Source organism: Aquibium sp. A9E412 (assembly GCF_030398335.1).
Taxonomy (GTDB): domain Bacteria; phylum Pseudomonadota; class Alphaproteobacteria; order Rhizobiales; family Rhizobiaceae; genus A9E412.
This window is the reverse complement of the sequence record NZ_JAOAOP010000031.1, coordinates 16,308-39,951: the sequence shown is the minus strand read 5'-3', so window position 1 is coordinate 39,951 and position 23,644 is coordinate 16,308. Positions and strand designations below refer to the sequence as shown.

The following is a 23,644-nucleotide window of genomic DNA, read 5'->3' as shown; positions in this document are numbered from 1 at the left end:
TACGATCCGGAGAAGGCCAAGGCGCTGCTCGAGGAGGCGGGCGCGACCGGCATGTCGCTCGAGATCAACTTCCCGACCGGCGTCGTGCCGCAGGGCTCGCTGCTCGCCCAGGCGATCGCCGCCGATCTCAAGCGGGTCGGCATCGAGGCCACGATCCAGCAGGACGAGTGGTCGGTGTTCGCCGGCAAGCTGTTCGACTTCACCAACAAGCAGGCCGATCTCGGCTCGCTGTTCCTGATGTACTACAAGGCGGGGCCGACGCTGGAGCGCGTCGTCGCCACCGTGCTGGTGTCGGACCGCAACTGGAACTGGACGCACTACGACAACCCGAAGGTCGACGAGCTGATCCGCAAGGCGGAGACCGCGCCCAGCGACGAGGTGCGCGGCGAGGCGATGCGCGAGATGGCCGAGATCGTGCACGAGGACGCGCCGTGGCTGTTCCTCTACGAGCCGTTCTCGCTGTGGGGCGTGAGCAACCGCATCGCGTGGTCGGCGCGCGGCGACGACTTCATCTTCGTGCAGGACATGCAGCCGGCCGAATAGCGCCGGTCGCGGCCGGGACGCCTCGGCGTCCCGGTCCGCGTGCCCCGGCCAGCCGGCCGGCGGGCTGAAATCCGGATCGCGACGCCTTCGCCGGACGGGGCGCCGCGATCCCACGTTTGACCGGGCATGACGCGCGAACGGCCGCCCGGGCCGCCGCGGGTCATGCGCCAGCAAGGAGAGCAGACGGACTTGCTACGCTTTCTTGTACGCAGATTCCTGTCGGCGGCCGTCGTCGTGTTCGGCGTCGTCACCGTCATCTTCGTCCTGGCGCGGCTGCTCGGCGACCCGGTGGCGCTGATGATCCAGCCGGGCATGACCGACGCCGACGTGGCGGCGCTGCGCAGCGAGCTCGGCCTCGACCGGCCGCTGCTCACGCAGTACGTCGCGTTTCTCGGCGACGCCGTGCGCGGCGACTTCGGCGTGTCGCCCTGGCAGCACCGGCCGGCGCTCGAGCTGGTGCTCGACCGGTTGCCGGCGACGCTGCTCCTGACGGTCGCGGCGATGGTCTTCGCGCTCGTCATCGCGCTCGTCGTCGGCTCGGTGTCGGCCATGTGGCGCGGCAGCCTGACCGATCGCGCGGCGATGTTCATGGTGCTGCTCGGCCAATCGGTGCCGAACTTCTGGCTCGGCCTGATGCTGGTGCTGGTCTTCGCCACTTGGCTCGGCGTGCTGCCCACCGTGGGCAGCGGCACCTGGCAGCACCTGATCCTGCCGACGATCACGCTCGGCTTCTTCTCGCTGGCGCGGCTGACGCGGCTGGTGCGCTCGGAGCTGCTGTCGGTCGTCTCGCGCGACTACATCCGCACCGCGCGCGCCAAGGGCCTGCCGCAGCCGCTGATCTTCCGCCGCCATGCGCTGCGCAACATCGCCATCCCCGTCATCACCGTGCTGGCGGTCGATTTCGGCCTGCTGATGGGCGGCGCGGTCGTCACCGAGACGATCTTCGCCTGGCCCGGCGTCGGCCGCCTGATGATCCAGGCGATCGGCCAGCGCGACTTTCCCATCCTGCAGGCCGGCGTGTTCGTCATCGCGCTTCTGGTCGTCGCGGCCAATCTGATCGCCGACCTCGCCTATGCCTGGTTCGACCCGCAGGTGAGCTATGGATAAGAGCGCCGCCGACGTCGCCGTTGCCGAGCCGGCGCCGCGCCGCCGGAACTGGTGGCTGCGCAACCCGCTGGCCGCGCTGGCCGCGATGGTGCTGTTGCTCGTCGTCTTCATCGCCATCTTCGCCGGCGTGCTGTCGCCGCACGATCCGGTCAACGGCAACATCCTCGACAACCTGCTGCCGCCGCTGTCGACGTCCTTCGACGGCGAGCTCTACGTGCTGGGCACGGACGCGGCCGGCCGCGACGTGCTGTCGGTCATCCTCTACGGCACGCGCATCTCGCTCACCGTCGGCATCGTCTCGGTGCTCGGCGCCGGGCTGATCGGCACCGCGGTCGGCGTCGTCGCCGGCTATTTCGGCGGCGCCGTCGACGAGGTCGCCATGCGGCTGGTCGACGTGCAGCTCGCCTTCCCGTTCATCCTGCTCGCCATCATCATCATGTTCGTGCTCGGCCAGGGCTTCGCCAACGTGGTGGTGGTGCTGATCGTGACGACCTGGCCGATGTACGCGCGCATCGCGCGGGCCGAGGCGCTGCGGCTGCGCGGCGCGGAATACGTGCTGGCCGCGCGCACCATGGGGGCGGGCAGCGGCCGCATCATCCTGCGCCACATCGTGCCCAACGCGGCGACGCCGCTGATCGTGGTGGCGAGCGCGGCGGTGCCGCAGATGATCATCCTGGAGGCGGCGCTGTCGTTCCTCGGCGTCGGCATGCCGCCCAACGTGGCCTCCTGGGGCGGGCTCCTGGCGGCCGGCCGCGACTATCTCAGCCAGGCCTGGTGGGTCGCCACCTTCCCCGGCCTCGCCATCATGCTGACGGTGCTCAGCGTCAACATCCTCGGCGACGCGCTGCGCGACTATCTCGACCCCAGCCTGGCCGACAAATGATCCCGTGGCCGGGCGGACGCCCGGCCGTCCGTCCGAAACCCGAGAGGAGCCGCCCATGCCGCTGGCCAAGCTGCGCGAGATCGACATGTTCTACGAGGAGGCCGGCGCCGGCGAGCCGCTGCTGGTGACCACCGGCTGGGCGCTGGCCGAGCGTGCCTTCGCCCGCCACCACGGCCAGTTCTGCGAGCGCTACCGGGTGATCCGCCACGACCACCGGCACATCGGCCGCTCGAGCGCGCCGGAGGGGCCGACCGACTTCGCCACCATGGGCGACGACCTGGCGCAGCTGCTCGACCATCTCGACATCGCCTCGGCGCGGGTGCTCGGCGGCGGCGGCATGGGCGCGCTGGTCGCCATGCAGCTCGCCATCCGCCACCCCGGGCGCGTCAGCGCGCTGCATCTCGGCTCGCCGTGCCTGAAGGCCGACCCCTTCCTGGTCAGCATCCTGACGATGTGGAAGAGGCTGCGGGCGCTCGATCCGGTGCTGTGGGCCGAGGAGGTGACGCACTGGTGCTACACGCCGGCCTCCTTCGACCGGCAGCCCGACCTGGTGGGCGACGCGGCAAAGGCGCGCGCCGGCGAGCAGACCTTCCCGCAGCAGTCGTCCTTCGAGCGCATCGCCGACGCCTACATCGCGCATGACGTGCGGCAGACGGCCGGCAGCATCCGCTGCCCGGTGCAGATCTCCAACGGCGGCGAGCAGGACCTGATCACCGGGCCGCGCATGGCGCGGCCGGTCGCCGAGGCGATCCCCGGCGCCGAGCTCGTCGTCTTCGAGGACTGCTCGCACAACTACTTCAACGAGGACCCCGAGCGCTTCGGCCGCATCGTCCTCGACTTCTTCGCGGCCAACTGACGGCGGGAGGGCGCGCGATGGCGACGAACGGCGAGGGCGGCATGATCTCGGCGCCGCAGCCGCTGGCGGCCGAGGCCGGCGCGGAGATCCTGGCGGCCGGCGGCAACGCGGTCGACGCCGCGGTGGCCGCCGCCCTGGTGCAGGGCGTGGTCGATCCGCAGATGTGCGGGCTCGGCGGCGGCGGCTCGGCGACGGTGCACGACGGGGCCTCGGGGCGCACCCGCGTGCTCGACTTCTACGCCCGGGCGCCGCTCGCCGCGACGCCCGACATGTTCGCCGACCGCATCGAGCGGCCGGCCGGCTGGGGCGGCTTCATCCTGCAGGACCGGATCAACGAGATCGGCTATCTGTCGGTCTGCACGCCGGCCGCCGCGCCCGGACTCGGCGCGCTGCACGCCGCGCACGGCCGGCTGCCCTGGCCAGCGCTGGTCGAGCCGGCGATCGCCATCGCCGAGGCGGGCGCGCCGGTCTACCACCACGTGCACGAGCGCTGGAGCCGGCAGGTCGCCGGCTATGTCGACTGCATCACGCGGCATTCGGCGACGCCGGCCTGCGCGGCGCAGTACATGCGCGACGGCCGGATGCTGGAGGTCGGCGAGCGCATGGACACCGCCGCCTATGCGGCCAGCCTGCGGCGCCTCGCCGAGGCCGGCCCGCGCGACTTCGTCGACGGCGCGGTGGCGCGCGCCATGGTGGCCGATTTCGCCGCCCATGGCGGCCTGATCACGCTCGAGGATCTGGCCCGCGCCGCCCCGGTGTGGCGCGAGCCGGTCGAAGGCAGCTATCGCGGCATCGCCCTCAAGGCACCGCCGCCGCCCGGCGGCGGCGTGGCCGTGCTGTCGGTGCTCAACATCCTGGCCGGGTTCGACGTCGGCGCGCTTCGCCACAACGGCGCCGAACATCTCGACCTGCTCGCCCGCGCGCTGCGGCTCGGCCTGGCCGACTGGAAGGCGCATACCGGCGATCCCGATTTCGTCGACAACCCGGTCGACTGGCTGTTGTCGGGCGAGCGCGCAGACGCGCTGCGCGCGGCGCTGTTCTGCGATCCGGCCGCGCCGGACGACGCGGTGCCGGACGGCCGCGACACGACGCATCTGAGCGTCATCGACGGCGAGGGCACGGCGGTGTCGCTGACGCACACGCTGGCGCTCGGCTCCGGCGTGGTGACGCCCGAGCTCGGCTTCATGTACAACGACGCCATGATGCTGTTCGACCCGCGACCCGGCCGGCCCAACGCGATCGCCCCCGGACGGGTGCGCCAGCACGCCGTGTCGGCCTGCCTCGCCTTCCGTGAGGGGCAGCCGTGGCTCGCCGTCGGCGCGCCGGGCGGCCACGGCATCGTGTCGGGCGTCGTGCAGACGATCAGCAATCTCGTCGATTTCGGCCTCGGCCCGCTCGAGGCGGTGTCGGCGCCGCGCATCCACTGCGAGGGGCCGGCCGTCGAGCTCGAGGCGCGGGTGCCGCGCGCCGTGGCGGCGCGGCTCGCCGCGCAGGGCCACACGGTGCGCCACTCGCCCTACAGCTTCGACTTCTTCGCCGGTCGGCCGCATGTGGTGCTGCGCGATCCCGCCACCGGGCGCATGAGCGGCGCGGCCGACCCGCGCAGCGGCGGCATGGCGCTGACGGCGGCCGACGTCGCACCGGCGGAGCGCGGGGCGTGAGCGCGGCCGGCCCGGCCGAGCGCTTCGCCTTCACCGCGCCGCTGTTCGTGCCGGGCGACCGGCCCGAGCGCATCGCCAAGGCGGCGGCGTCGGGCGCCGACGCGGTGATCGTCGATCTCGAGGATGCCGTGGCGGCGACCGCCAAGCAGGCCGCGCGCGCCGGGCTTGCCGCGGCCGGCCGGCTGCCGGTCGTCACGCTGGTGCGCGTCAACGGCCACGGCACGCCGTGGTTCGAGGACGACCTGGCGCTCGTCGCCGGGCTCGACGTCGACGCCGTCATGCTGCCCAAGGCCGACGACGCCGCGCTCCTCGCGCGGATGGCCGCGCGGCTTTCCGGCAAGGCGCTGGTGCCGCTGGTCGAGAGCGCGGCCGGCATCGCCGCCGCACGGGCGCTCGCCACGGCCGAGGGCAGCGCGCGGCTCGCCTTCGGCAGCGTCGACTTCGCCGCCGATCTCGGCGCCGCGCACACCCGTCCGGCGCTGGCGGCGGCGCGCGGCGAGCTGGTGCTCGCCTCGCGGCTGGCCGGCCTCGCGGGACCGGTCGACGGGGTGACGCTGACGCTGGAGGCCGACGAGACGGAGGCCGACGCGCGCTTTGCCTGGGAGCTCGGGTTCGCCGGCAAGCTGTGCATCCATCCGCGCCAGGTGGCGCCGGTGCTGCGCGGCTTCGCGCCGGCCGAGCGCGAGGTCGCCTGGGCGCGCGAGGTGCTGGCGCTGGGCGACGCCGGGGCCGTCATGCATGACGGGCAGATGGTCGACGGCGCGATCCAGGCCCGCGCACGCAACATCCTGCACCGGGCCGAGCGTGCCGGCATGACCGCCGCCTGAGGCGGAAGGCGCGGCCCCTCAGCCGGGCCGGCCGGCGCGGCGAAGGCGCTGCGTCGCCTCGGCGTCGACCGCGTCGTCGGCCGTCAGCGCGACGCCGAACAGCCACGCCGCCTCCTCGACCGTGTAGTAGCCGAGCGCCACGTCGGCGGCGACCAGCGCCGGCTCGCGCGTGAAGGGGTCGCCGTAGCCGCCGCCGCCCGGCGTGTCGACGGCCACGCGGTCGCCCGCCTGCATCGCGATGTCCTGCTCCTTCGACAGGTGGGCGGGCACGTGGGCGACGCCGTCGCGCCACACCGCGACCCGGTTGACCGCGCCGTCGTGGCCGCCGAGCGCACCGAGCGGCCCGCTGCGGCCGTGGTCCATGACGAAGGAGGCGCGCGCGGTGCCGCGGCGCAGCTCGACCTCGTAGGACAGGCCGAAGCCGCCGCGCCGTCGGCCGGCGCCGCCGGAACCCTCGCGCAGCGCGTAGCGGCGGTAGAGCACCGGGAAGGCCTGCTCCATCACCTCGACCGGCGGCGATTTCGAGATGCCGATGGTCGAGCAGCCGTTGGTCAGCCCGTCGCCGGCCGCGCTGCCGCCGTAGCCGCCGCCGGAGATCTGGTACATCACATAGTCGCGGCCGCGCGCCGGATCGTGGCCGCCGAGCGCGAAATTGCCGCTCGAGCCGGCCGGTGCCGCCGTCACGCGCTCGGGCAGCGCCTGGACCAGGGCGGCGAAAACGGCTTCGGCGATGCGCTGCGAGACCTCGGCCGCGCAGCCCGACACCGGCCGCGGATAGGCGGCGTCGAGGAAGGTGCCGACCGGCCGGCGCACCTCGAGCGGCTCGAAGGCGCCGGCCGACAGCGGCACGTCGGGAAAGATGTGGCGCATGGCGAGATAGACCGAGGACAGCGTGGTGGCGAGCACGCTGTTCATCGGCCCGGCGCAGGGCGGGCTCGAGCCGGCGAAGTCGAAGACCAGGCGCTCGCCGGTCTTCTCCACGGCCAGCGCGATGGTCAGCGGCGCGTCGACCACGCCGTCGGAATCGACGAAGGCGCGGGCGGTGTAGGTGCCGTCGGCAATGGTGGCGATGCGCGCGCGCATCTGCGCCGCGGCGCGCCGGCGCAGCTCGCCGACCGCCTCAGAAACCGTCTCGTCGCCATAGCGGTCGAGCACCGCGCACAGCCGCTCCTCGCCGATGTCGAGCGCGGCGGCCTGGGCGCGGATGTCGCCGATGCGCTGGTCGGCGACGCGGATGTTGGAGGCGATGATGGCGTGGATCTCGGGGTCGAGCCGGCCGCGCTTGAACAGCTTGACCGGCGGCAGGCGCAGCCCCTCCTGCTCGACCGCCGTCGCCGAGGCGGAGAAGCCGCCGGGCACCGCGCCGCCGATGTCGGGCCAGTGCCCGGTGTTCGACAGCCAGCACCAGATGCGCCCGCCGCGGTAGACCGGCCGGGCGAAGCGCACGTCCATCAGGTGCGTGCCGCCGAGATAGGGGTCGTTGACGATGTAGATGTCGCCGGGCTCGGGCGGCTGGCAGCGGCCGTCGGCGATCATCTCGATCAGCGTGCGGGTGGAGTGCTGCATGACGCCGACGAAGACCGGCAGCCCGCCCAACCCCTGGGCGATCAGCGCGCCGTCCTCGGCGGCATAGATGCCGTCGGAGCGGTCGTTCGCCTCGGCGATCACCGGCGAGAAGGCGGCGCGCGAGAACACCAGGTCCATCTCGTCGCAGACCTGCTGCAAGGCCGCCTGGATGACCGACAGGGTCAGCGCGTCGAGGCTCCCGGTCATGCGCGTCCGGCCTCCGCGGCGGCCTCGCCGCGCGCCCGAAGAGCGGCAGCGACGGCCGATCGGCACCAGGTCCTTTGCCGGCAAAGCGGCATGCGCGGCCTCACAGCGCACCTCCCACCGCGACCAGCAGGTTGCCGTCGGCATCCGTGGTCGCCCGGTCGCCCGGCTCGATCACCGTGGTGGCGTCGAGCTGCTCGAGGATCGCCGGGCCGTCGATCACCGCGTCGAGCGGCAGGCGCTCGCGGGCGTAGACCGGCGTGTCGTGCCAGGCGCCGTCGAAGAACACCGGCCGGCGCTCGACGCGCGCGGCGTCGAGATCGCCGGCACGGCCGGCCGGATCGATCAGCGTCGCCAGGTCGATGTCGCCGCGCACGCCGATCACCGAGGTGTTGAGATTGACGAGATTGGCGCGGATCTCCGGCAGGCGCACCCGGAAGCGGGCGAAATAGGCCTCCTCGAAGAGCCGCTGCAGCGTCGCGCGGTCGACCGCGGGGCCGGGCAGGGCGACGGTGAGCAGATGCGTCTGGCCGACGAACTGCATGTCGGCGGTGTGCACGTGCTCGATGCGCTCGGGGCGCACCGCCTCGGCGTCGATCAGTGCCGCGCCCGCGGCGCGCTGGCGCTCCAGCACGGCGCGCAGCTCGGCCATGTCGAGGCCGGCGACGGGCCGGTTGAGCGTGTTGGTGAAGTCGTGCCGCAGATCGGCGACGACGCAGCCGAGCGCGTTGGTGATGCCCGGCCGGGCCGGCACCATGACGCGCGGAATGCCGAGCTCGCGGGCCAGCGCGCAGGCGTGCAGCGGGCCGGCGCCGCCGAAGGCGAACAGGGTGAAGTCGCGCGGGTCGTGGCCGCGGCCGAGCGAGACCATGCGCACGGCGCCGGCCATGCGCACATTGGCCATGCCGAGCGCGGCCGCCGCCGCGGCGACGCCGTCGAGCCCGACGGCGCGGCCGAGCCGCGCCGCGAACACCGCGCGGACCTGCTCGGCCGTCACCGGCCGGTCGACCGACAAGAGCCGGTCGGGCGACAGCCGGCCGAGCACCAGATTGGCGTCGGAGACGGTCGGCTCGGTGCCGCCGCGGCCGTAGCAGATCGGCCCGGGCACGGCGCCGGCGCTGTGCGGCCCGACCTGGATCAGCCCGGCCTCGTCGACGCGCGCGATCGAGCCGCCGCCGGCACCGACCGTGTGCACGTCGACCATCGGCACGTGGATCGGCATGGCGTATTCCAGCTCGATCTCGTGCGACACGGCGGCGCGGCCGCCGCGCACCAGCGCGACGTCGGTCGAGGTGCCGCCCATGTCGTAGGTGATCAGGTTCTCGAGCCCGGCGCGGCGCGCCGTGTAGGCGGCCGCCATGACGCCGGAGGCCGGCCCCGACATCACGGTCTTGGCCGCCTCGCGGGTGACGCTGCCGGCCGAGATCATGCCGCCGTTGCCGTTCATCACCAGGAACTCGCGGGCATAGCCGAGCCCGCGCAGCTCGCGCCGCAGCCGGCCGATGTAGCGCTCGAGGACCGGCTGCACCGCCGCGTTGACCGCCGCCGTCACGCCGCGCTCGAACTCGCGCGATTCCGACAGCAGCGCATGGCCGGTGGTGATGTGGTCGTTGGGCCACAGCGCGGCGGCGATGGCGGCGGCGCGGCGCTCGTGCGCGGGGTTGGCGTAGGCGTGCAGGAAGTGGATGACGAGCGACACGCAGCCGCGCGCGCGCAGCGTCTTTACGGCGGCGCGCACGCCGTCCTCGTCGAGCGGCACCAGCACCTGGCCGTCGGCGTCGACGCGCTCGTCCACCTCGAGCCGCAGGTCGCGCGAAATCACCGGCACGAAGCGGCCGGTCATGCCGTAGGGCGCCGGCCGGGTGCGGCGGCCGAGCTCGATGACGTCGCGGAAGCCGGCCGTGGTGATCATGCCGGTCGGCGCCAGCCGGCGCTCGAGCACGGCGTTGGTGGTGGTGGTCGTGCCGTGCACGAGAAGGTCGAGGTGCCCGACGGGAAAGCCGCTCGCCTGGAGCGCGGCGACGACGCCGGCGGCCTGGTTGTCGGGCGTGGTCGGCGTCTTGGCGACGAAGACGCGGCCGCCCGCGCGGCCGTCGACGAGGATCAGGTCGGTGAAGGTGCCGCCGACATCGACGCCGGCCACCGCATATCCGCCCGTCGCGTCGCCTTTTTCAAGCATCGGCCGAATCCCGGACCAGCAACCTAGCAAGCGGCGTGCATTTGGAACGCCGCTCTCCGCCGCGATCTTGACGCGAAAATTGTTTGTATACTAATTAATTTACTTGGCAAGAGCGGGTCGTTTGCGCGGCCCGGCCGCCGTGTCAGACGCCCCGCGCACCCGTTGCAGAAAGGACGCCCATGCCGACCGCCGCCCTGCGCAAGGATGACGTCGCGCCCGAGCCGGAGCGCTTCCCGATCCCGGCCGGCGTCCATGCCGAGACCGTGCTGTCGGTCGAGCACCACACCGACCGGCTGTTCTCCTTCAGCATCACCCGGCCGCAGAGCTTCCGCTTCCGCTCCGGCGAGTTCGTCATGATCGGCCTGCCCAACGCGGCCAAGCCGGTGTTCCGCGCCTACTCGATCGCCAGCCCGGCCTGGGACGACGCGATCGAGTTCTACTCCATCAAAGTGCCGGACGGGCCGCTGACGCAGCATCTGCAGAGGATCCAGCCCGGCGATACGGTGCTGATGCGGCAGAAGGCGACCGGCACGCTGGTGCTCGACGCGCTGTCGCCGGCGCGGCGGCTCTACATGATCGCCACGGGCACCGGCATCGCGCCCTTCGCCAGCCTGCTGCGCGATCCCGAGACCTACGAGAAGTTCGACGAGGTGGTGCTGACCAACACCTGCCGCGACGTCGCCGAGCTGGCCTATGGCGACGGCCTGGTCGAGAGCCTCGCCGAGGACCCGCTGATCGGGACGTTCGCCGCCGGGCGGGTGCGCTACGTCGCCAGCACGACGCGCGAGGCCTCGCCGCGCACCGGCCGCATCACCACGCTGATCGAGAGCGGCGCGCTGTTCGACACGCTCGGCACGGCGCCGTTCGACCCGGCGACCGACCGGGTGATGATCTGCGGCTCGATCGACATGATCCGCGACGTGCGCGCGCTGGTCGAGGCGGCCGGCCTGACGGAGGGCTCGAACAGCGCTCCGGGCGACTTCGTGGTCGAGCGCGCCTTCGTCGGCTGAGCCGGCGACGCGCCCGCCTCCCGCCTCCTGCCTTTCCGAACCGCCCGCGCCGCCGGCCGCGGTTGACCGGGTGTCACATCGCTGTCACGAAGCGTGGTCTATATTTCCATAAATCTGGAATTTTCGAATGATCGCGAAGCCCGACGCCCTTGCCGCCTTCGCCGCCCTCGGACAGGAGACGCGGCTCGACGTCTTCCGTCTGCTGGTGCGCGCCGGGACCGGCGGCCTGGCGGCCGGCGACATCGCCGCCCGTCTCGACACCGTGCCCAACACGCTGTCGGCGCATCTCAAGGTGCTGGTGCAGGCGGGCCTGGTGCGCGGCGAGCGGCACGGCCGCTCGATCCGCTACCACGCCGACATGGCCGGGCTGCGCGGCCTGCTCGCCTATCTGATGGAAGATTGCTGCCGCGGCGCGCCGGAGCTGTGCGCGCCGGTGATCGCCGCCGTGGCCTGCGACTGAGGGAGAGGCAGAATGCCCGACGCGACCCGCAACGTCCTGTTCCTGTGCACCGCGAACTCGGCGCGCTCGATCCTCGCCGAGGCGATCCTGGCGCGCGAGGGGGCGGGCCGCTTCCGCGCCTTTTCCGCCGGATCGCAGCCGCGGGGCACGGTGCACCCCTACGCGCTCGACCTGTTGGCGAGCCTCGGCCACGACACCGGCTTCGCCCGCTCGAAGAGCTGGGAGGCGTTCGCCGGGCCGGACGCGCCGCAGATGGACTTCGTCTTCACCGTGTGCGACGCCGCCGCGGCCGAAACCTGCCCGGTGTGGCCCGGCCGGCCGATCACGGCGCACTGGGGCGTGCCCGACCCGGCGGCGGCCGATGGCAGCGAGGCGAAGAAGCGGCTTGCCTTCGCCGACGCCTACCGCATGCTCGCCAACCGCATCTCGATCTTCGTCAGCCTGCCGGTCGCCACGCTCGACCGCATGGCGCTCGAGCGCCGGCTGAAGGAGATCGGCAGGCGCTCCGAACAGGCGGTCTGAGATGGCCGGTGCCGACCTGCCGCGCCGGCTGGCGGCCGAGGCGCTGGGCACCGGGCTCCTGGTGGCGACCGTCGTCGGCTCCGGCATCATGGCCGACGGGCTGACGGACGACCGGGCGCTGGCGCTGCTCGCCAACACGCTGCCGACCGGCGCCATCCTGGTGGTGCTGATCGTCGCGCTCGGCCCGGTCTCGGGCGCGCATCTCAACCCGGCGGTGACGCTGGTCTTCGCGCTGCGCGGCGATCTGCGTGCCGGCACCGCGGCCGGCTACGGCGCGGCGCAGGTCGCCGGCGGCATCGCCGGCAGCCTGCTGGCGCACGCCATGTTCGCGCTGCCGGTGCTGCAGGTCGGCACCACGGTGCGCAGCGGCTCCGGCCAGTGGCTCGCCGAGGCGGTCGCCGCCTTCGGCCTCGTCTTCGTCATCCTGGCGGGCCTGCGCCACCGCGCCGAGGCCGTGGCCTGGCTGGTCGGGCTCTACATCACCGCCGCCTACTGGTTCACCGCCTCGACCGCCTTCGCCAATCCGGCGGTGGCGGTGGCGCGCGGCCTGTCGGACACCTTCGCCGGCATCCGGCCGGCCGACGTGCCGGCCTTCGTGGCGGCCGAATGCGCCGGCGCGGTGGCGGCGCTGTGGCTGGCCGGCTGGCTGCTCGCGCCGGCCGCATCGCGCAGCGCGGCCGCGCGCGGCGCGCCCGGCGGTCACTGAAACAGGCCGCGCTCGGCGTCGACCAGCGCGGCGATGTGCTCGGCGACCGCCTGGACGCGGCGCATCGGCCGCACGGACTCGTGATAGACCAGCCAGTAGCTGCGGCGGATCGGCGGCGCCACCGGCACCGGCACCAGGTCGTCGTGGCGCCGGGCGATGAAGCTGTGCAGGATGCCGATGCCGGCGCCCGCACGCACCGCCTCGACCTGGCCCATCGCCGAGGACACGGCGAAGGCGGCGTTCCAGTCGGGGCTGATCTCGGCGGCATAGTCGAGGGTGGGCGAGATGGCGAGGTCGGCGACATAGCCGACCAGCCGGTGGCGCGCCAGCTCGTCGAGCGTGCCGGGAAGGCCGTGCTCGGCCGCATAGCCGCGGCCGGCGAAGAGCTGCAGCGTGTAGTCGACCAGCTTGCCGGCGACCAGCCGGCCCTCGGTCGGCCGGTCGACGGTGATGGCGATGTCGGCCTCGCGGCGCGACAGCGAGAACGAGCGCGGCACCGGCACGAGCTGGATGGCGAGATCGGGATGGCGCGCCGTCAGCGCGCCGAGCCGCGGCGCCAGGAAGGCGACGCCGAAGCCGTCGGGCGCGCCGATGCGCACGGTGCCGGCGACCACGTCGCCCTCGCCGGCGACCTCGGCGCGCGCGGCGATCAGGTCGGCCTCCATGCGCTCGGCATGACGCAGGAAGCGCTCGCCGGCCGGCGTCAGCTCGGTGCCGGTGGTCAGCCGGCGGAACAGCCGCGTCTTCAGCCGCGCCTCGAGCGCGGCGACGCGGCGCGACACCGTGGCGTGATTGAGCTCGAGCCGGCGCGCCGCGCCGAGGATCTGGCCCGCGCGGGCGACGGCGAGAAAGATGCGGACGTCGTCCCAGTTCATCGCTGCGGCCGCCGGTCGGGCGCCGTCGCGGCGCGGCTTCTTTGCGGCATCTGTCGTACCCACTCTAGCCGAGCATCAATTCATGCACAACGGGTCCGGTCTCGCTTGCGTTGCATTCGGCCCGGCAAACCAAGACAATGCATCGCGTGGGGCTGCGTTTTGCGCCCGCTTTTTCAGGTACGGAAGGGAGAAGACGATGGTCGAGATCGGTCATTTCGTCGGCGGCAAGCGCGTGGCCGGCACGAGCGGGCGCACCGCCCAGGTCCTGCAGCCGATGGACGGCTCGGTGCGCGGCACGGTCGCGCTGGCGTCGGCCGGCGAGGTGCGCCAGGTGGTGGAGAACGCCAAGGCGGCGCAGCCGGCCTGGGCGGCGACCAACCCGCAGCGCCGCGTGCGCGTGCTCATCAAGTTCCTCGACCTGGTGCACCGCGAGTATGACGAGCTGGCCGAGCTGCTGGCGCGCGAGCACGGCAAGACGATCCCCGACGCCAAGGGCGACATCCAGCGCGGGCTCGAGGTGGTCGAGGTGTGCATCGGCGCGCCGCACCTGATGAAGGGCGAATACACCGAGGGCGCCGGCCCCGGCATCGACGTCTACTCGATGCGCCAGCCGCTCGGCGTCGTCGCCGGCATCACGCCGTTCAACTTTCCCGCCATGATCCCGCTGTGGAAGATCGCGCCGGCGATCGCGGCCGGCAACGCCTTCGTCCTCAAGCCGTCCGAGCGCGACCCCTCGGTGCCGATGCGGCTGGCCGAGCTGTTCGTCGAGGCGGGGCTGCCGGAGGGCATCCTCAACGTCGTCAACGGCGACAAGGAAGCCGTCGACGCGCTGCTCGACGATCCCGACATCAAGGCGGTCGGCTTCGTCGGCTCGACGCCGATCGCGCAGTACATCTACGGCCGGGCGACGGCCAACGGCAAGCGCGCGCAGTGCTTCGGCGGCGCCAAGAACCACATGATCATCATGCCCGACGCCGACATGGACCAGGCCGTCGACGCGCTGATCGGCGCCGGCTACGGCTCGGCCGGCGAGCGCTGCATGGCCGTGTCGGTCGCCGTGCCGGTCGGCCAGGAGACGGCGGACCGGCTGGTCGAGAAGCTGGTGCCGCGCGTGGAGAGCCTCAAGGTCGGCCCGTCGACCGACGCCGCGGCCGACTACGGCCCGCTGGTGACCCGCGAAGCGCTGGAGCGCGTCAAGGGCTACGTCGATCTCGGCGTCAAGGAAGGCGCCAAGCTGCTGGTCGACGGCCGCGGCTTCAAGATGCAGGGCTACGAGGACGGCTTCTACATGGGCGGCTGCCTGTTCGACGAGGTGACGCCGGACATGCGCATCTACAAGGAGGAGATCTTCGGCCCGGTGCTTTCGGTGGTGCGGGCCAAGACCTACGAGGACGCCCTGCGGCTGCCCGACGAGCACGAGTACGGCAACGGCGTGGCGATCTTCACGCGCGACGGCGACGCCGCGCGCGACTTCGCCGCGCGCGTCAATGTCGGCATGGTGGGCGTCAACGTGCCGATCCCGGTGCCGATCGCCTACTACACCTTCGGCGGCTGGAAGGCCTCCGCCTTCGGCGATCTCAACCAGCACGGTCCCGACGCCTTCCGCTTCTACACCAAGACCAAGACGGTCACCTCGCGCTGGCCGTCGGGCGTCAAGGAAGGCGCGGAGTTCGTGCTGCCGACGATGAACTGAGCGGCCCCGTCCGCCTCGCTTCGCGCGTCCGCGCCCTCGTGGCGCGGGCGCTTTTTTTTGGCGCCGATCTGTTTTTTGCGAAATCGCGGATCGGCTCCAGGTCATTGTCTTGACGCGGTTGCGAACGGCGAACCGGTTTCCGCTGCGCATGAGAACGCCATCGGGCTGCGCGCAGCTTGCGCCTCACGTCGCGTGGCGGCGGGCGTTGTCCTCGAGCAGGTCCATCAGCCGCAGCGCGGCCGCCTCGGCCGCCTCGGCGTCGCCGTCGAGAATGGCGGCGATCAGCGCGACATGGTGCTCGGCCGCCGCCGCCAGGCCGGTGTCGGCCTGATAGCGGAACCAGAAGCGCCGGCTGTGGGTCTGCAACGGCGCGGCCAGGCGCGCGGCGAAGGGGTTGTCGCCGGCCGCCGCCATCGCCTCGTCCATCGCCTTGTCGGCCTCCAGATAGCCGATCGCGTTGCCGGCGATCACCGCCCGCTGCATGGCGAGCGCGGCGGCGCGGAACCGGTCCGCCGTGTCGCGCGTGACGTAGCGCGCCGCCTGGCGGGCGAGCACGGCCTCGACGCCGCGTCGCGCCTGCATGACGCGCAGCCAGTCGCTCGCATGCAGCGGCGCCACTGCGATGCCGGCGCGCGGCCGCACCTCCAGGAGACCCTCCCAGGCGAGCCGCTGGATCGCCTCGCGCACCGGCGTGCGGCCGAGGCCGAGGCGCTCGATCAGCGCGCCCTCGGTGGTCGTGCTGCCGGGCGCCAGCTCGAGCGTGACGATCAGCCGCTCGAGCGCCCGGTAGGCACGGGCGGCGGCGGGCTCGAAGGGGGCGGTGTCGCTGGCCATCGATCTGATATACGATTGATATATGAGTCTGCCAAGGCCGTTGACGGCCAATCGCGATAGAGATATATCACAGATATATCAGAAGGAGCGAGACCATGTGGAACGGCGTCTACCCCGCTGTCACGACCAAGTTCACCGAAGACGACGCGCTCGACCACGGCGAGATGGAGCGCTGCTTCGCGCTGCAGATCGAGGCCGGCTGCGACGGGCTGATCGTCGCCGGCTCGCTCGGCGAGGGGCCGATGCTGTCGACGCCGGAAAAGCTTGCCGTGCTGAAGACGGCGCAGGGCGCGGCCGGCGGCCGGCCGGTGCTGATGACCGTCAACGAGGCGGCGACGCGCGATGCCTGTGCGCTGGCGCGCGAGGCGGCCAAGGCCGGCGCCGACGGGCTGATGATCGTGCCGAGCCCGATCTACCACACCGACGCGCGCGAGACCGTCGACACGCTCAAGGCGGTGGCGGCGGCCGGCGACCTGCCGGTGATGATCTACTCCAACCGCGTCGCCTACCGCGTCGACGTCACCGTGCCGATCATGCAGGAGCTGGCCGCCGACCCGCGCTTCGTCGCGGTCAAGGAATCGTCCGACGACATCCGCCGCACGACCGAGATCATCAACGCCTTCGGCGACCGTTTCGCCGTCTTCACCGGCGTCGACAACCTGGCCTTCGAGGCGCTTGCCGTCGGGGCCGTCGGCTGGGTCGCCGGCCTGGTCGTCGCCTTCCCGCGCGAGACGGTGGCGATCCACCGGCTGATGCAGCAGGGCCGCCACGCCGAGGCGCTGGCCATCTATCGCTGGTTCCGCCCCTTGCTCGACCTCGACGTGTCGACCTATCTGGTGCAGAACATCAAGCTCGCCGAGGCGATGGCGATCGGTTCCAACGACCGCGTGCGCATGCCGCGCCAGCCGCTCGCCGGCGCGCGCCGCGCGGCCGCGGAGGCGGTGATCGCGGAGGCGCTTGCCAAGCGTCCGGCCCTGCCGGACTTCTGAGCGAACGGGCACCGATGGCCGCACCCGCCGATACCCCTCTCGACGTCGTCGTCATCGGCGGCGGCATCGTCGGCGTGTGCGCGGCCGCGGCGCTGGCCGAGGCCGGGCGCGACGTCACGGTGATCGACCGCAGCGGCATCTGCGAGGAGACGAGCGCCGGCAACGCGGCGGCCTTCGCCTTTTCCGAAGTGCTGCCGCTCGCCCACAAGGGCATGGCGCGGCAGGTGCCGCGCTGGCTGATGGACCCGCTCGGGCCGCTGTCGATCCCGCCGGCCTACCTGCCGCGGCTGATGCCCTGGCTGTGGCGCTTCTGGCGCGCCGGCCGGCCGGCCCGGCGGGCCGCGAGCCTGGCCGCGCAGGCGGCGCTGATGCGGCTGGCCGAGAGCGAGTGGGCGGCGCTGATGCAGCGCTCGGCGAGCGGCCACATGCTGCGCGAGGACGGCTGTCTGGAGCTCTACGAGAGCGCGGCGGAGTTCGCCGCCGCGCAGGCCGGCTGGGACGAGCGGGCGCGCTTCGGCATCGCCTTCCGCCACGTCGCCGGTGCCGACCTGGCGGCGCTGCAGCCCGGCCTGTCGGAGCGCTTCGTGCGCGGCACCTTCGTGCCGGGCTGGAAGACGGTCGCCGATCCGCAGGCGCTCGGCAAGGCGGTGTGGGCGCATGCCGAGGCGCAGGGCGCGCGGTTGCGCCGGACCGCGGTCGACCGGCTGCAGCGCGAGGGCGACTGCGTCGCGGTGACGACCGGCGACGGCCGGCGCGTCCTGGCGCGCGCGCTCGTCGTGGCCGCCGGCGCCTGGTCGCACCGGCTCGCCCGCCAGCTCGGCAACCGCATCCCGCTGGAGACCGAGCGCGGCTACAACACCACGCTGCCGGTGGACGCCTTCGATCTTCGCCGCCAGCTCGTCTTCTCGCGGCACGGCTTCGTCGTCACGCCGCTCGCCAGCGGGCTGCGCGTCGGCGGCGCGGTCGAGCTCGGCGGCCTCGAGCGGCCGCCCAACTACGCGCGGGCGCGCGCCATGCTCGACAAGGCGCAGCGCTTCCTGCCCGGGCTCAAGACCGAGGGCGGGCAGCAGTGGATGGGCTATCGCCCGTCGCTGCCCGACTCGCTGCCGGTGATCGACCGGGTGCCGGGGCCGGGCACGGTGGTCTACGCCTTCGGCCACGGCCATCTCGGCCTCACCCAGGCGGCGGCGACCGGCCGCCTGGTGTGCGCGCTCGTCGCGCATCAGGAGCCGGCCATCGACCTGGCGCCGTTTTCGGCCGGTCGCTTCGCCTGAGGGAGACGGGGACACGATGAGCGGGCGCCATTCCTTCTTCTGCATCGACGGCCACACCTGCGGCAATCCGGTGCGGCTGGTCGCCGGTGGCGGGCCGGCGCTCGACGGCGCCACGATGATGGAGCGGCGGGCGCATTTCCTCGCCGCGTACGACTGGATCCGCACCGGGCTGATGTTCGAGCCGCGCGGCCACGACATGATGTCGGGCTCGATCCTCTACCCGCCGACGCGCGCGGACTGCGATGTCGGCGTGCTGTTCATCGAGACCTCGGGCTGCCTGCCGATGTGCGGCCACGGCACCATCGGCACCGTCACCTTCGCCATCGAGAACGGCCTGGTGCGGCCGAAGACGCCGGGCACGCTGCGGCTCGACACGCCGGCCGGCCCGGTCGTCGTCGGCTACCGGCAGGAGGGCGCGCATGTGGACTCGGTGCGGCTGACCAACGTGCCGGCCTTCCTGCATTCGGAGGGCCTGACGGTGGAGTGCCCCGATCTCGGGCCGCTCACGGTCGACGTCGCCTATGGCGGCAATTTCTACGCCATCGTCGAGCCGCAGGAGAACTATCGCGACCTCGCCGACCACACGGCCGGCGACCTGGTGCGCTGGAGCCCGGTGCTGCGCGAGCGGCTCAATGCGGCGCACAGCTTCGTGCATCCGCTCGATCCCGGCATCCGCGGCCTGTCGCACATCCTGTGGACCGGCGCGCCGCAGACGGCGGGGGCGGATGCGCGCAACGCCGTGTTCTATGGCGAGAAGGCGATCGACCGCTCGCCCTGCGGCACCGGCACGTCGGCGCGCATGGCGCAGCTCGCCGCCCGCGGCCGGCTCGCGCCCGGCGACCGCTTCGTGCACGAATCGATCATCGGCTCGCTGTTCGAGGGGCGCGTCGAGGCGACCACCCGCGTCGGCGAGCGGCCGGCGATCGTGCCGTCGATCGGCGGCTGGGCGCGCATGACCGGCTTCAACACGATCTTCATCGACGAGCGCGATCCCTTCGCGCACGGCTTCACGGTGCGCTGAGCGCCGCCGGCGGGCGATCCCGCGATGGCGCCCGGCTGCGAGAAAATCTTCCACTTGCGTCTATTGTGCACGTTTCGTGCATCGTTCACGCTTCGGCTCGCGCTCCTCGCACGGACATTGCGCGAACCGGCTGCTAGCTTCCGCCGCGCGCCGCATCCCGGAGGGAGACCGGGCGGGCGCACTCTGCTTGCGAGCGGCGGCGAGGCGAAAACCGCGTTGCATTCCCCGCTGCATCGGCTACGAGTAGAGGAACAAGAAAAAACAACGATAAGGGACGCGCCCGCACCGGCGACGTTCCGGGGGAGCCGTGTGCGACAATGGAATACTTCGTCCAGCAGCTTATCAACGGGCTGACGCTGGGGTCGATCTATGGCCTCATCGCCATCGGCTACACCATGGTCTATGGCATCATCGGCATGATCAACTTCGCCCATGGCGACATCTTCATGATCAGCGCGTTCATCGCGCTCGCCGTCTTCCTGATCCTGACCAGCGTTCTCGGCTTTGCTTTCCTGCCGGTGGTTCTTCTCATCGTTCTCATCGTGGCGATGCTGTTCACCTCGGCCTGGGGCTGGACGGTCGAGCGGCTCGCCTACCGGCCGCTGCGCGGCTCGTTCCGGCTGGCACCGCTGATCACCGCCATCGGCATGTCGATCGTGCTGCAGAACTTCGTGCAGATCACCCAGGGCGCGCGCGTCAAGCCGCTGCCGCCGCAGATCCAGGGCGGCGTCACGCTGCTCGAGGGCATGACGGAGAACGGGCCGATCGCCGTGCAGCTTTCCTACATGCAGATGATCATCATCGTCACCACGCTGGTGCTGATGGCGAGCTTCACGCTGCTGATCTCGCGCACGGCGCTCGGCCGCGCCCAGCGCGCCTGCGAGCAGGACCGCAAGATGGCCGCGCTGCTCGGCATCAACGTCGACCGCACGATCTCGCTGACCTTCGTCATGGGCGCGGCGCTGGCGGCCGTCGCCGGCCTGATGTTCCTGCTGCTCTATGGCGTGATCGACTTCTACATCGGCTTCCTGGCCGGCATCAAAGCCTTCACCGCGGCCGTGCTGGGCGGCATCGGCTCGCTGCCTGGCGCCATGCTCGGCGGCCTGCTGATCGGCCTCATCGAGGTGTTCTGGTCCGGCTACTTCACCGTCGAGTACAAGGACGTCGCCGCCTTCTCGATCCTCGCCATCGTGCTGATCTTCCTGCCGTCCGGGCTGCTCGGCAAGCCGGAAGTGGAGAAGGTCTGATGGCCGGCGAGACGACGCCGGTCCCGGCCGCCGACAACCGGCCGGCAGGCGCCCAGGCGAAGGCCGAGAGCCGCCGCGCCGCGCCGCACACCGTGCCCGCGCGCGACCCCCATTCGCTGGCCGAATCGGTGCGCGACGCCGCGCTCGCCGCGCTCCTGGCCGGCGTGCTCGGCTTCTTCTTCATCGGCCTGCGCACCGACATCGCGCCCGGCGGGCTCACCATCACGACGCGCTGGACGGCGCTGGTCGTGGCGATCCTGGTCGTCTTCGCCGGCCGGCTGGCGCTCAACCTGTTCGTCTTCCGCACCCGCCGGCCGGTGACCGGCCGGCTCGCCGCCGGCGCGGCGGCCGGCGCGCCGCAGCTCGCCACGGCGGCCAAGTGGCTGATGCGGGGGCTGTTCGTCTTCGCGCTGGTGCTGCCGTTCTTCTTCATCACCTTCGTGCCGGGGCGGGACCGCCAGTTCATCGACCTGGCCATCCTGATCATGACCTACATCATGCTCGGCTGGGGGCTGAACATCGTCGTCGGCCTGGCCGGGCTGCTCGACCTCGGCTACGTCGCCTTCTACGCCGTCGGCGCCTATTCCTTCGCGCTGCTGGCGCAGCACTTCGATCTCGGCTTCTGGATGGCGCTGCCGCTGGCCGGCGTGCTGGCGGCGATGTGGGGGCTGATCCTCGGCTTTCCCGTGCTCCGGCTGCGCGGCGACTATCTGGCGATCGTCACGCTCGCCTTCGGCGAGATCATCCGCATCGTGCTGCTCAACTGGTACCAGTTCACCAACGGGCCGGACGGCATCTCGGGCATCCCCAAGCCGACGCTGTTCGGCCTCGAGCTGAAGCGCGGCGAGGGCGGCTTCGCTGACGTGTTCGGCCTCGCCTACGACCCGATCCACCGCTTCATCTTCCTCTACTACATCATCTTCGTGCTGGCGCTGATCACCAATCTGGTGACGATCCGGCTGCGCAAGCTGCCGGTCGGGCGCGCCTGGGAGGCGCTGCGCGAGGACGAGATCGCCTGCCGCTCGCTCGGCATCAACACGCGCAACACCAAGCTCACCGCCTTCGCCATCGGCGCCATGTTCGGCGGCTTCGCCGGCTCCTTCTTCGCCACGCGGCAGGGCTTCATCTCGCCGGAAAGCTTCACCTTCCTGGAATCGGCGATCATCCTGGCGATCGTCGTGCTCGGCGGCCTCGGCTCGCAGATCGGCGTCGTCATCGCCTCGGTGGTGATGATCGGCGGTATCGAGATGCTGCGCAACATCGGCTTCCTCAGCCAGGTCTTCGGCGACGGCTTCGACCCGGTGCAGTACCGCATGCTGATCTTCGGCCTGGCGATGGTGCTGATCATGGTGTGGCGGCCGCGCGGGCTGATCGCTACGCGCGAACCGTCGGTGGCGCTCAAGGAGAAGAAGAAGATCGGCGCCGACCTGGTGGCGCAGGGCGAGGGGCACTGATGGACGCGGCGGCCGAGACGGGCGGCGCGGTGGCGCGCTGGGACAGCGACCCGGTGCTCACCGTGGAGCACCTGACGATGCGCTTCGGCGGCCTGACTGCCGTCGGCGACCTGTCGTTCAATGTCGGGCGCGGCGACATCACCGCGCTGATCGGCCCCAACGGCGCCGGCAAGACGACGGTCTTCAACTGCGTCACCGGCTTCTACAAGCCGACCGAGGGGCGCATCGCCATGCGCCACGGGCCGGGCCGGCAGCAGGCGGCGCTCGACGCGCTGACCAACTCCGGCGCGCGCTGGCGGCGCTCGGCCGAAGGCGCGGTGTTCCTGCTCGAGCGCATGCCCGACCACGAGATCGCGCACCGGGCGAAGGTCGCCCGCACCTTCCAGAACATCCGCCTGTTCGGCGGCATGACGGTGCTCGAGAACCTCCTGATCGCGCAGCACAATCCGCTGATGGTGGCGTCCGGCTTCACCGTCGGCGGCATCATCGGCCTGCCGTCCTACCGCAAGGCGGAGGCCGAGGCGATCGACAGGGCCGCCTACTGGCTGGAGCAGGTGCGGCTCACCGAGCGCGCCGACGACCCGGCCGCCGACCTGCCCTACGGCGCGCAGCGGCGGCTGGAGATCGCGCGCGCCATGTGCACCGGGCCGCGGCTTCTGTGCCTCGACGAGCCGGCCGCCGGGCTCAACCCGCGCGAATCCGCCGAGCTCAACGCGCTGCTGAAATACATCCGCGACGAGCACGACACCTCCGTGCTGCTGATCGAGCACGACATGGGGGTGGTGATGGAGATTTCCGACCACGTCGTGGTGCTCGACTACGGCGTCAAGATCTCCGACGGCGACGCCGCCTTCGTGCGCTCCGATCCGCGGGTGATCGCCGCTTATCTCGGCGTCGAGGACGAGGAGGAGATCGACGTCGCGGAGATCAAGCAGGACGTCGACCAGGTGGCGCGCAGGACGCCGCGCTCCGACGCGGCGGGAGACGGACGATGAGCGACACGCTGCTCGCGGTGCGCGGGGTCGAGACCTATTACGGCAAGATCGTCGCGCTGCGCGGCGTCGACGTCGACGTCCATCGCGGCGAGATCGTCACCATGATCGGCGCCAACGGCGCCGGCAAGTCGACGCTGATGATGACGATCTGCGGCGATCCGCGGGCGCGCAGCGGGCAGATCGTCTATGACGGCATCGACATCACCGCCATGCCGACGCACGAGATCATGCGGCTCGGCATCGCCCAGTCGCCCGAGGGCCGACGCATCTTTCCGCGCATGACGGTGATGGAGAACCTGCAGATGGGCGCCTCGCTGGTGCCCGAGGAGCACTTCGACGGCGACCTGGAGCGGGTGTTCACGCTGTTTCCGCGCCTCAAGGAGCGGATCGGCCAGCGCGGCGGCACGCTGTCGGGCGGCGAGCAGCAGATGCTGGCGATCGCCCGCGCGCTGATGGGGCGGCCGAAGCTGCTGCTGCTCGACGAGCCGTCGCTCGGCCTGGCGCCGCTGATCGTCAAGCAGATCTTCGCGGCGATCCGCGAGCTGAACGAGACGGAGGGGCTGACCGTCTTCCTGGTCGAGCAGAACGCCTTCCACGCGCTCAAGCTGGCGCATCGCGGCTACGTCATGGTCAACGGCAGCATCACCATGAGCGGCACCGGCGCGGAGCTTCTGCGGCGCGAGGAGGTGCGTGCGGCCTATCTCGAGGGCGGGCGGCACTAGCCGCCCGGGGGACATC

General features: G+C 72.0%; 22 protein-coding genes. 18 read left to right on the top strand and 4 right to left on the bottom strand.

Features of this window, described 5'->3' with window-relative positions; translation table 11 throughout:
• The 6 genes from N1F89_RS12425 to N1F89_RS12400 form a co-directional block, all read left to right on the top strand.
• Nucleotides 1-543: ABC transporter substrate-binding protein (locus tag N1F89_RS12425; RefSeq protein WP_290084412.1), on the top strand; the 543-nt coding region annotated here is incomplete at its 5' end.
• A gap of 189 nt (nucleotides 544-732) precedes the next feature.
• The gene (locus N1F89_RS12420) at nucleotides 733-1,650 is read left to right on the top strand and encodes an ABC transporter permease (protein WP_290084411.1); all 918 of its coding nucleotides are present in this window, start codon (nucleotides 733-735) and stop codon (nucleotides 1,648-1,650) included.
• On the top strand, nucleotides 1,643-2,533 hold the full coding sequence (locus N1F89_RS12415; RefSeq protein WP_290084410.1) for an ABC transporter permease: 891 nt from the start codon (nucleotides 1,643-1,645) through the stop codon (nucleotides 2,531-2,533). Before N1F89_RS12420 ends, N1F89_RS12415 begins: the two co-directional genes overlap by 8 nt.
• A 55-nt stretch (nucleotides 2,534-2,588) precedes the next feature.
• Nucleotides 2,589-3,389 (top strand): alpha/beta hydrolase, encoded by an 801-nt coding sequence (locus N1F89_RS12410; protein ID WP_290084409.1) that lies wholly within the window; start codon nucleotides 2,589-2,591, stop codon nucleotides 3,387-3,389.
• A 17-nt stretch (nucleotides 3,390-3,406) separates the two neighbouring features.
• Nucleotides 3,407-5,050, top strand: a complete 1,644-nt coding sequence (locus N1F89_RS12405) for a gamma-glutamyltransferase (RefSeq protein ID WP_290084408.1) — start codon at nucleotides 3,407-3,409, stop codon at nucleotides 5,048-5,050.
• The gene (locus N1F89_RS12400; protein ID WP_290084407.1) at nucleotides 5,047-5,877 is read left to right on the top strand and encodes a CoA ester lyase; all 831 of its coding nucleotides are present in this window, start codon (nucleotides 5,047-5,049) and stop codon (nucleotides 5,875-5,877) included. Before N1F89_RS12405 ends, N1F89_RS12400 begins: the two co-directional genes overlap by 4 nt.
• A gap of 18 nt (nucleotides 5,878-5,895) precedes the next feature.
• Here N1F89_RS12400 and N1F89_RS12395 read toward each other — a convergent pair whose 3' ends face one another.
• Both N1F89_RS12395 and N1F89_RS12390 read right to left on the bottom strand, forming a co-directional pair.
• A complete protein-coding gene (locus N1F89_RS12395; protein WP_290084405.1) occupies nucleotides 5,896-7,650 on the bottom strand; it encodes a hydantoinase B/oxoprolinase family protein in 1,755 nt (584 codons plus the stop codon).
• A gap of 100 nt (nucleotides 7,651-7,750) precedes the next feature.
• A complete protein-coding gene (locus tag N1F89_RS12390; protein WP_290084404.1) occupies nucleotides 7,751-9,826 on the bottom strand; it encodes a hydantoinase/oxoprolinase family protein in 2,076 nt (691 codons plus the stop codon).
• Between the two features lie 179 nt (nucleotides 9,827-10,005).
• On the opposite strand from N1F89_RS12390, the gene N1F89_RS12385 reads away from it, so the two are divergent.
• From N1F89_RS12385 to N1F89_RS12370, 4 genes are all read left to right on the top strand, one after another.
• A complete protein-coding gene (locus tag N1F89_RS12385; protein ID WP_290084403.1) occupies nucleotides 10,006-10,836 on the top strand; it encodes a ferredoxin--NADP reductase in 831 nt (276 codons plus the stop codon).
• A 130-nt stretch (nucleotides 10,837-10,966) separates the two neighbouring features.
• A complete protein-coding gene (locus tag N1F89_RS12380; RefSeq protein ID WP_290084414.1) occupies nucleotides 10,967-11,296 on the top strand; it encodes a metalloregulator ArsR/SmtB family transcription factor in 330 nt (109 codons plus the stop codon).
• A 12-nt stretch (nucleotides 11,297-11,308) separates the two neighbouring features.
• The gene (locus tag N1F89_RS12375) at nucleotides 11,309-11,818 is read left to right on the top strand and encodes an arsenate reductase ArsC (protein WP_290084402.1); all 510 of its coding nucleotides are present in this window, start codon (nucleotides 11,309-11,311) and stop codon (nucleotides 11,816-11,818) included.
• Nucleotide 11,819: 1 nt separating this feature from the next.
• Nucleotides 11,820-12,524, top strand: a complete 705-nt coding sequence (locus N1F89_RS12370) for an MIP/aquaporin family protein (protein ID WP_290084401.1) — start codon at nucleotides 11,820-11,822, stop codon at nucleotides 12,522-12,524.
• On the opposite strand, the gene N1F89_RS12365 is transcribed toward N1F89_RS12370, so the two are convergent.
• Nucleotides 12,518-13,399 (bottom strand): LysR family transcriptional regulator, encoded by an 882-nt coding sequence (locus N1F89_RS12365; RefSeq protein WP_290084400.1) that lies wholly within the window; start codon nucleotides 13,397-13,399, stop codon nucleotides 12,518-12,520. The genes N1F89_RS12370 and N1F89_RS12365 overlap by 7 nt on opposite strands.
• A gap of 196 nt (nucleotides 13,400-13,595) precedes the next feature.
• Here N1F89_RS12365 and N1F89_RS12360 point away from each other — a divergent pair, with 196 nt between their 5' ends.
• Nucleotides 13,596-15,092, top strand: a complete 1,497-nt coding sequence (locus tag N1F89_RS12360; RefSeq protein WP_290084399.1) for a CoA-acylating methylmalonate-semialdehyde dehydrogenase — start codon at nucleotides 13,596-13,598, stop codon at nucleotides 15,090-15,092.
• A 183-nt stretch (nucleotides 15,093-15,275) separates the two neighbouring features.
• On the opposite strand, the gene N1F89_RS12355 is transcribed toward N1F89_RS12360, so the two are convergent.
• Complete coding sequence (locus N1F89_RS12355) at nucleotides 15,276-15,926, bottom strand: GntR family transcriptional regulator (protein ID WP_290084398.1); 651 nt, start codon at nucleotides 15,924-15,926, stop codon at nucleotides 15,276-15,278.
• A 95-nt stretch (nucleotides 15,927-16,021) separates the two neighbouring features.
• On the opposite strand from N1F89_RS12355, the gene N1F89_RS12350 reads away from it, so the two are divergent.
• The 7 genes from N1F89_RS12350 to N1F89_RS12320 all read left to right on the top strand — a co-directional run bounded on the left by N1F89_RS12350 (nucleotide 16,022) and on the right by N1F89_RS12320 (nucleotide 23,628).
• Nucleotides 16,022-16,915 (top strand): dihydrodipicolinate synthase family protein, encoded by an 894-nt coding sequence (locus N1F89_RS12350; protein ID WP_290084397.1) that lies wholly within the window; start codon nucleotides 16,022-16,024, stop codon nucleotides 16,913-16,915.
• A 14-nt stretch (nucleotides 16,916-16,929) separates the two neighbouring features.
• On the top strand, nucleotides 16,930-18,189 hold the full coding sequence (locus N1F89_RS12345; protein WP_290084396.1) for an FAD-binding oxidoreductase: 1,260 nt from the start codon (nucleotides 16,930-16,932) through the stop codon (nucleotides 18,187-18,189).
• Nucleotides 18,190-18,205: 16 nt separating this feature from the next.
• A complete protein-coding gene (locus N1F89_RS12340) occupies nucleotides 18,206-19,210 on the top strand; it encodes a 4-hydroxyproline epimerase (protein ID WP_290084395.1) in 1,005 nt (334 codons plus the stop codon).
• Between the two features lie 317 nt (nucleotides 19,211-19,527).
• Nucleotides 19,528-20,457: a branched-chain amino acid ABC transporter permease LivH gene (locus tag N1F89_RS12335; protein ID WP_290084394.1), complete on the top strand. Its 930-nt coding sequence runs from the start codon at nucleotides 19,528-19,530 to the stop codon at nucleotides 20,455-20,457.
• Nucleotides 20,457-21,911: a high-affinity branched-chain amino acid ABC transporter permease LivM gene (livM, locus tag N1F89_RS12330; RefSeq protein ID WP_290084393.1), complete on the top strand. Its 1,455-nt coding sequence runs from the start codon at nucleotides 20,457-20,459 to the stop codon at nucleotides 21,909-21,911. Before N1F89_RS12335 ends, livM begins: the two co-directional genes overlap by 1 nt.
• A complete protein-coding gene (locus N1F89_RS12325; RefSeq protein ID WP_290084392.1) occupies nucleotides 21,911-22,906 on the top strand; it encodes an ABC transporter ATP-binding protein in 996 nt (331 codons plus the stop codon). Before livM ends, N1F89_RS12325 begins: the two co-directional genes overlap by 1 nt.
• Nucleotides 22,903-23,628 (top strand): ABC transporter ATP-binding protein, encoded by a 726-nt coding sequence (locus N1F89_RS12320; protein WP_290084391.1) that lies wholly within the window; start codon nucleotides 22,903-22,905, stop codon nucleotides 23,626-23,628. Before N1F89_RS12325 ends, N1F89_RS12320 begins: the two co-directional genes overlap by 4 nt.
• Nucleotides 23,629-23,644: the final 16 nt, after the last annotated feature.

Bases quoted from the DNA above. Each gene is read 5' to 3' on its own strand.
- N1F89_RS12335 (WP_290084394.1), top strand. From the start codon at position 19,528: ATGGAATACTTCGTCCAGCAGCTTATCAACGGGCTGACGCTGGGGTCG.
- N1F89_RS12340 (WP_290084395.1), top strand. From the start codon at position 18,206: ATGAGCGGGCGCCATTCCTTCTTCTGCATCGACGGCCACACCTGCGGC.
- N1F89_RS12410 (WP_290084409.1), top strand. From the start codon at position 2,589: ATGCCGCTGGCCAAGCTGCGCGAGATCGACATGTTCTACGAGGAGGCC.
- N1F89_RS12360 (WP_290084399.1), top strand. From the start codon at position 13,596: ATGGTCGAGATCGGTCATTTCGTCGGCGGCAAGCGCGTGGCCGGCACG.
- N1F89_RS12365 (WP_290084400.1), bottom strand. From the start codon at position 13,399: ATGAACTGGGACGACGTCCGCATCTTTCTCGCCGTCGCCCGCGCGGGC.
- N1F89_RS12320 (WP_290084391.1), top strand. From the start codon at position 22,903: ATGAGCGACACGCTGCTCGCGGTGCGCGGGGTCGAGACCTATTACGGC.
- N1F89_RS12350 (WP_290084397.1), top strand. From the start codon at position 16,022: ATGTGGAACGGCGTCTACCCCGCTGTCACGACCAAGTTCACCGAAGAC.
- N1F89_RS12390 (WP_290084404.1), bottom strand. From the start codon at position 9,826: ATGCTTGAAAAAGGCGACGCGACGGGCGGATATGCGGTGGCCGGCGTC.
- livM (WP_290084393.1), top strand. From the start codon at position 20,457: ATGGCCGGCGAGACGACGCCGGTCCCGGCCGCCGACAACCGGCCGGCA.
- N1F89_RS12395 (WP_290084405.1), bottom strand. From the start codon at position 7,650: ATGACCGGGAGCCTCGACGCGCTGACCCTGTCGGTCATCCAGGCGGCC.
- N1F89_RS12405 (WP_290084408.1), top strand. From the start codon at position 3,407: ATGGCGACGAACGGCGAGGGCGGCATGATCTCGGCGCCGCAGCCGCTG.
- N1F89_RS12415 (WP_290084410.1), top strand. From the start codon at position 1,643: ATGGATAAGAGCGCCGCCGACGTCGCCGTTGCCGAGCCGGCGCCGCGC.
- N1F89_RS12345 (WP_290084396.1), top strand. From the start codon at position 16,930: ATGGCCGCACCCGCCGATACCCCTCTCGACGTCGTCGTCATCGGCGGC.
- N1F89_RS12325 (WP_290084392.1), top strand. From the start codon at position 21,911: ATGGACGCGGCGGCCGAGACGGGCGGCGCGGTGGCGCGCTGGGACAGC.
- N1F89_RS12375 (WP_290084402.1), top strand. From the start codon at position 11,309: ATGCCCGACGCGACCCGCAACGTCCTGTTCCTGTGCACCGCGAACTCG.
- N1F89_RS12385 (WP_290084403.1), top strand. From the start codon at position 10,006: ATGCCGACCGCCGCCCTGCGCAAGGATGACGTCGCGCCCGAGCCGGAG.
- N1F89_RS12370 (WP_290084401.1), top strand. From the start codon at position 11,820: ATGGCCGGTGCCGACCTGCCGCGCCGGCTGGCGGCCGAGGCGCTGGGC.
- N1F89_RS12355 (WP_290084398.1), bottom strand. From the start codon at position 15,926: ATGGCCAGCGACACCGCCCCCTTCGAGCCCGCCGCCGCCCGTGCCTAC.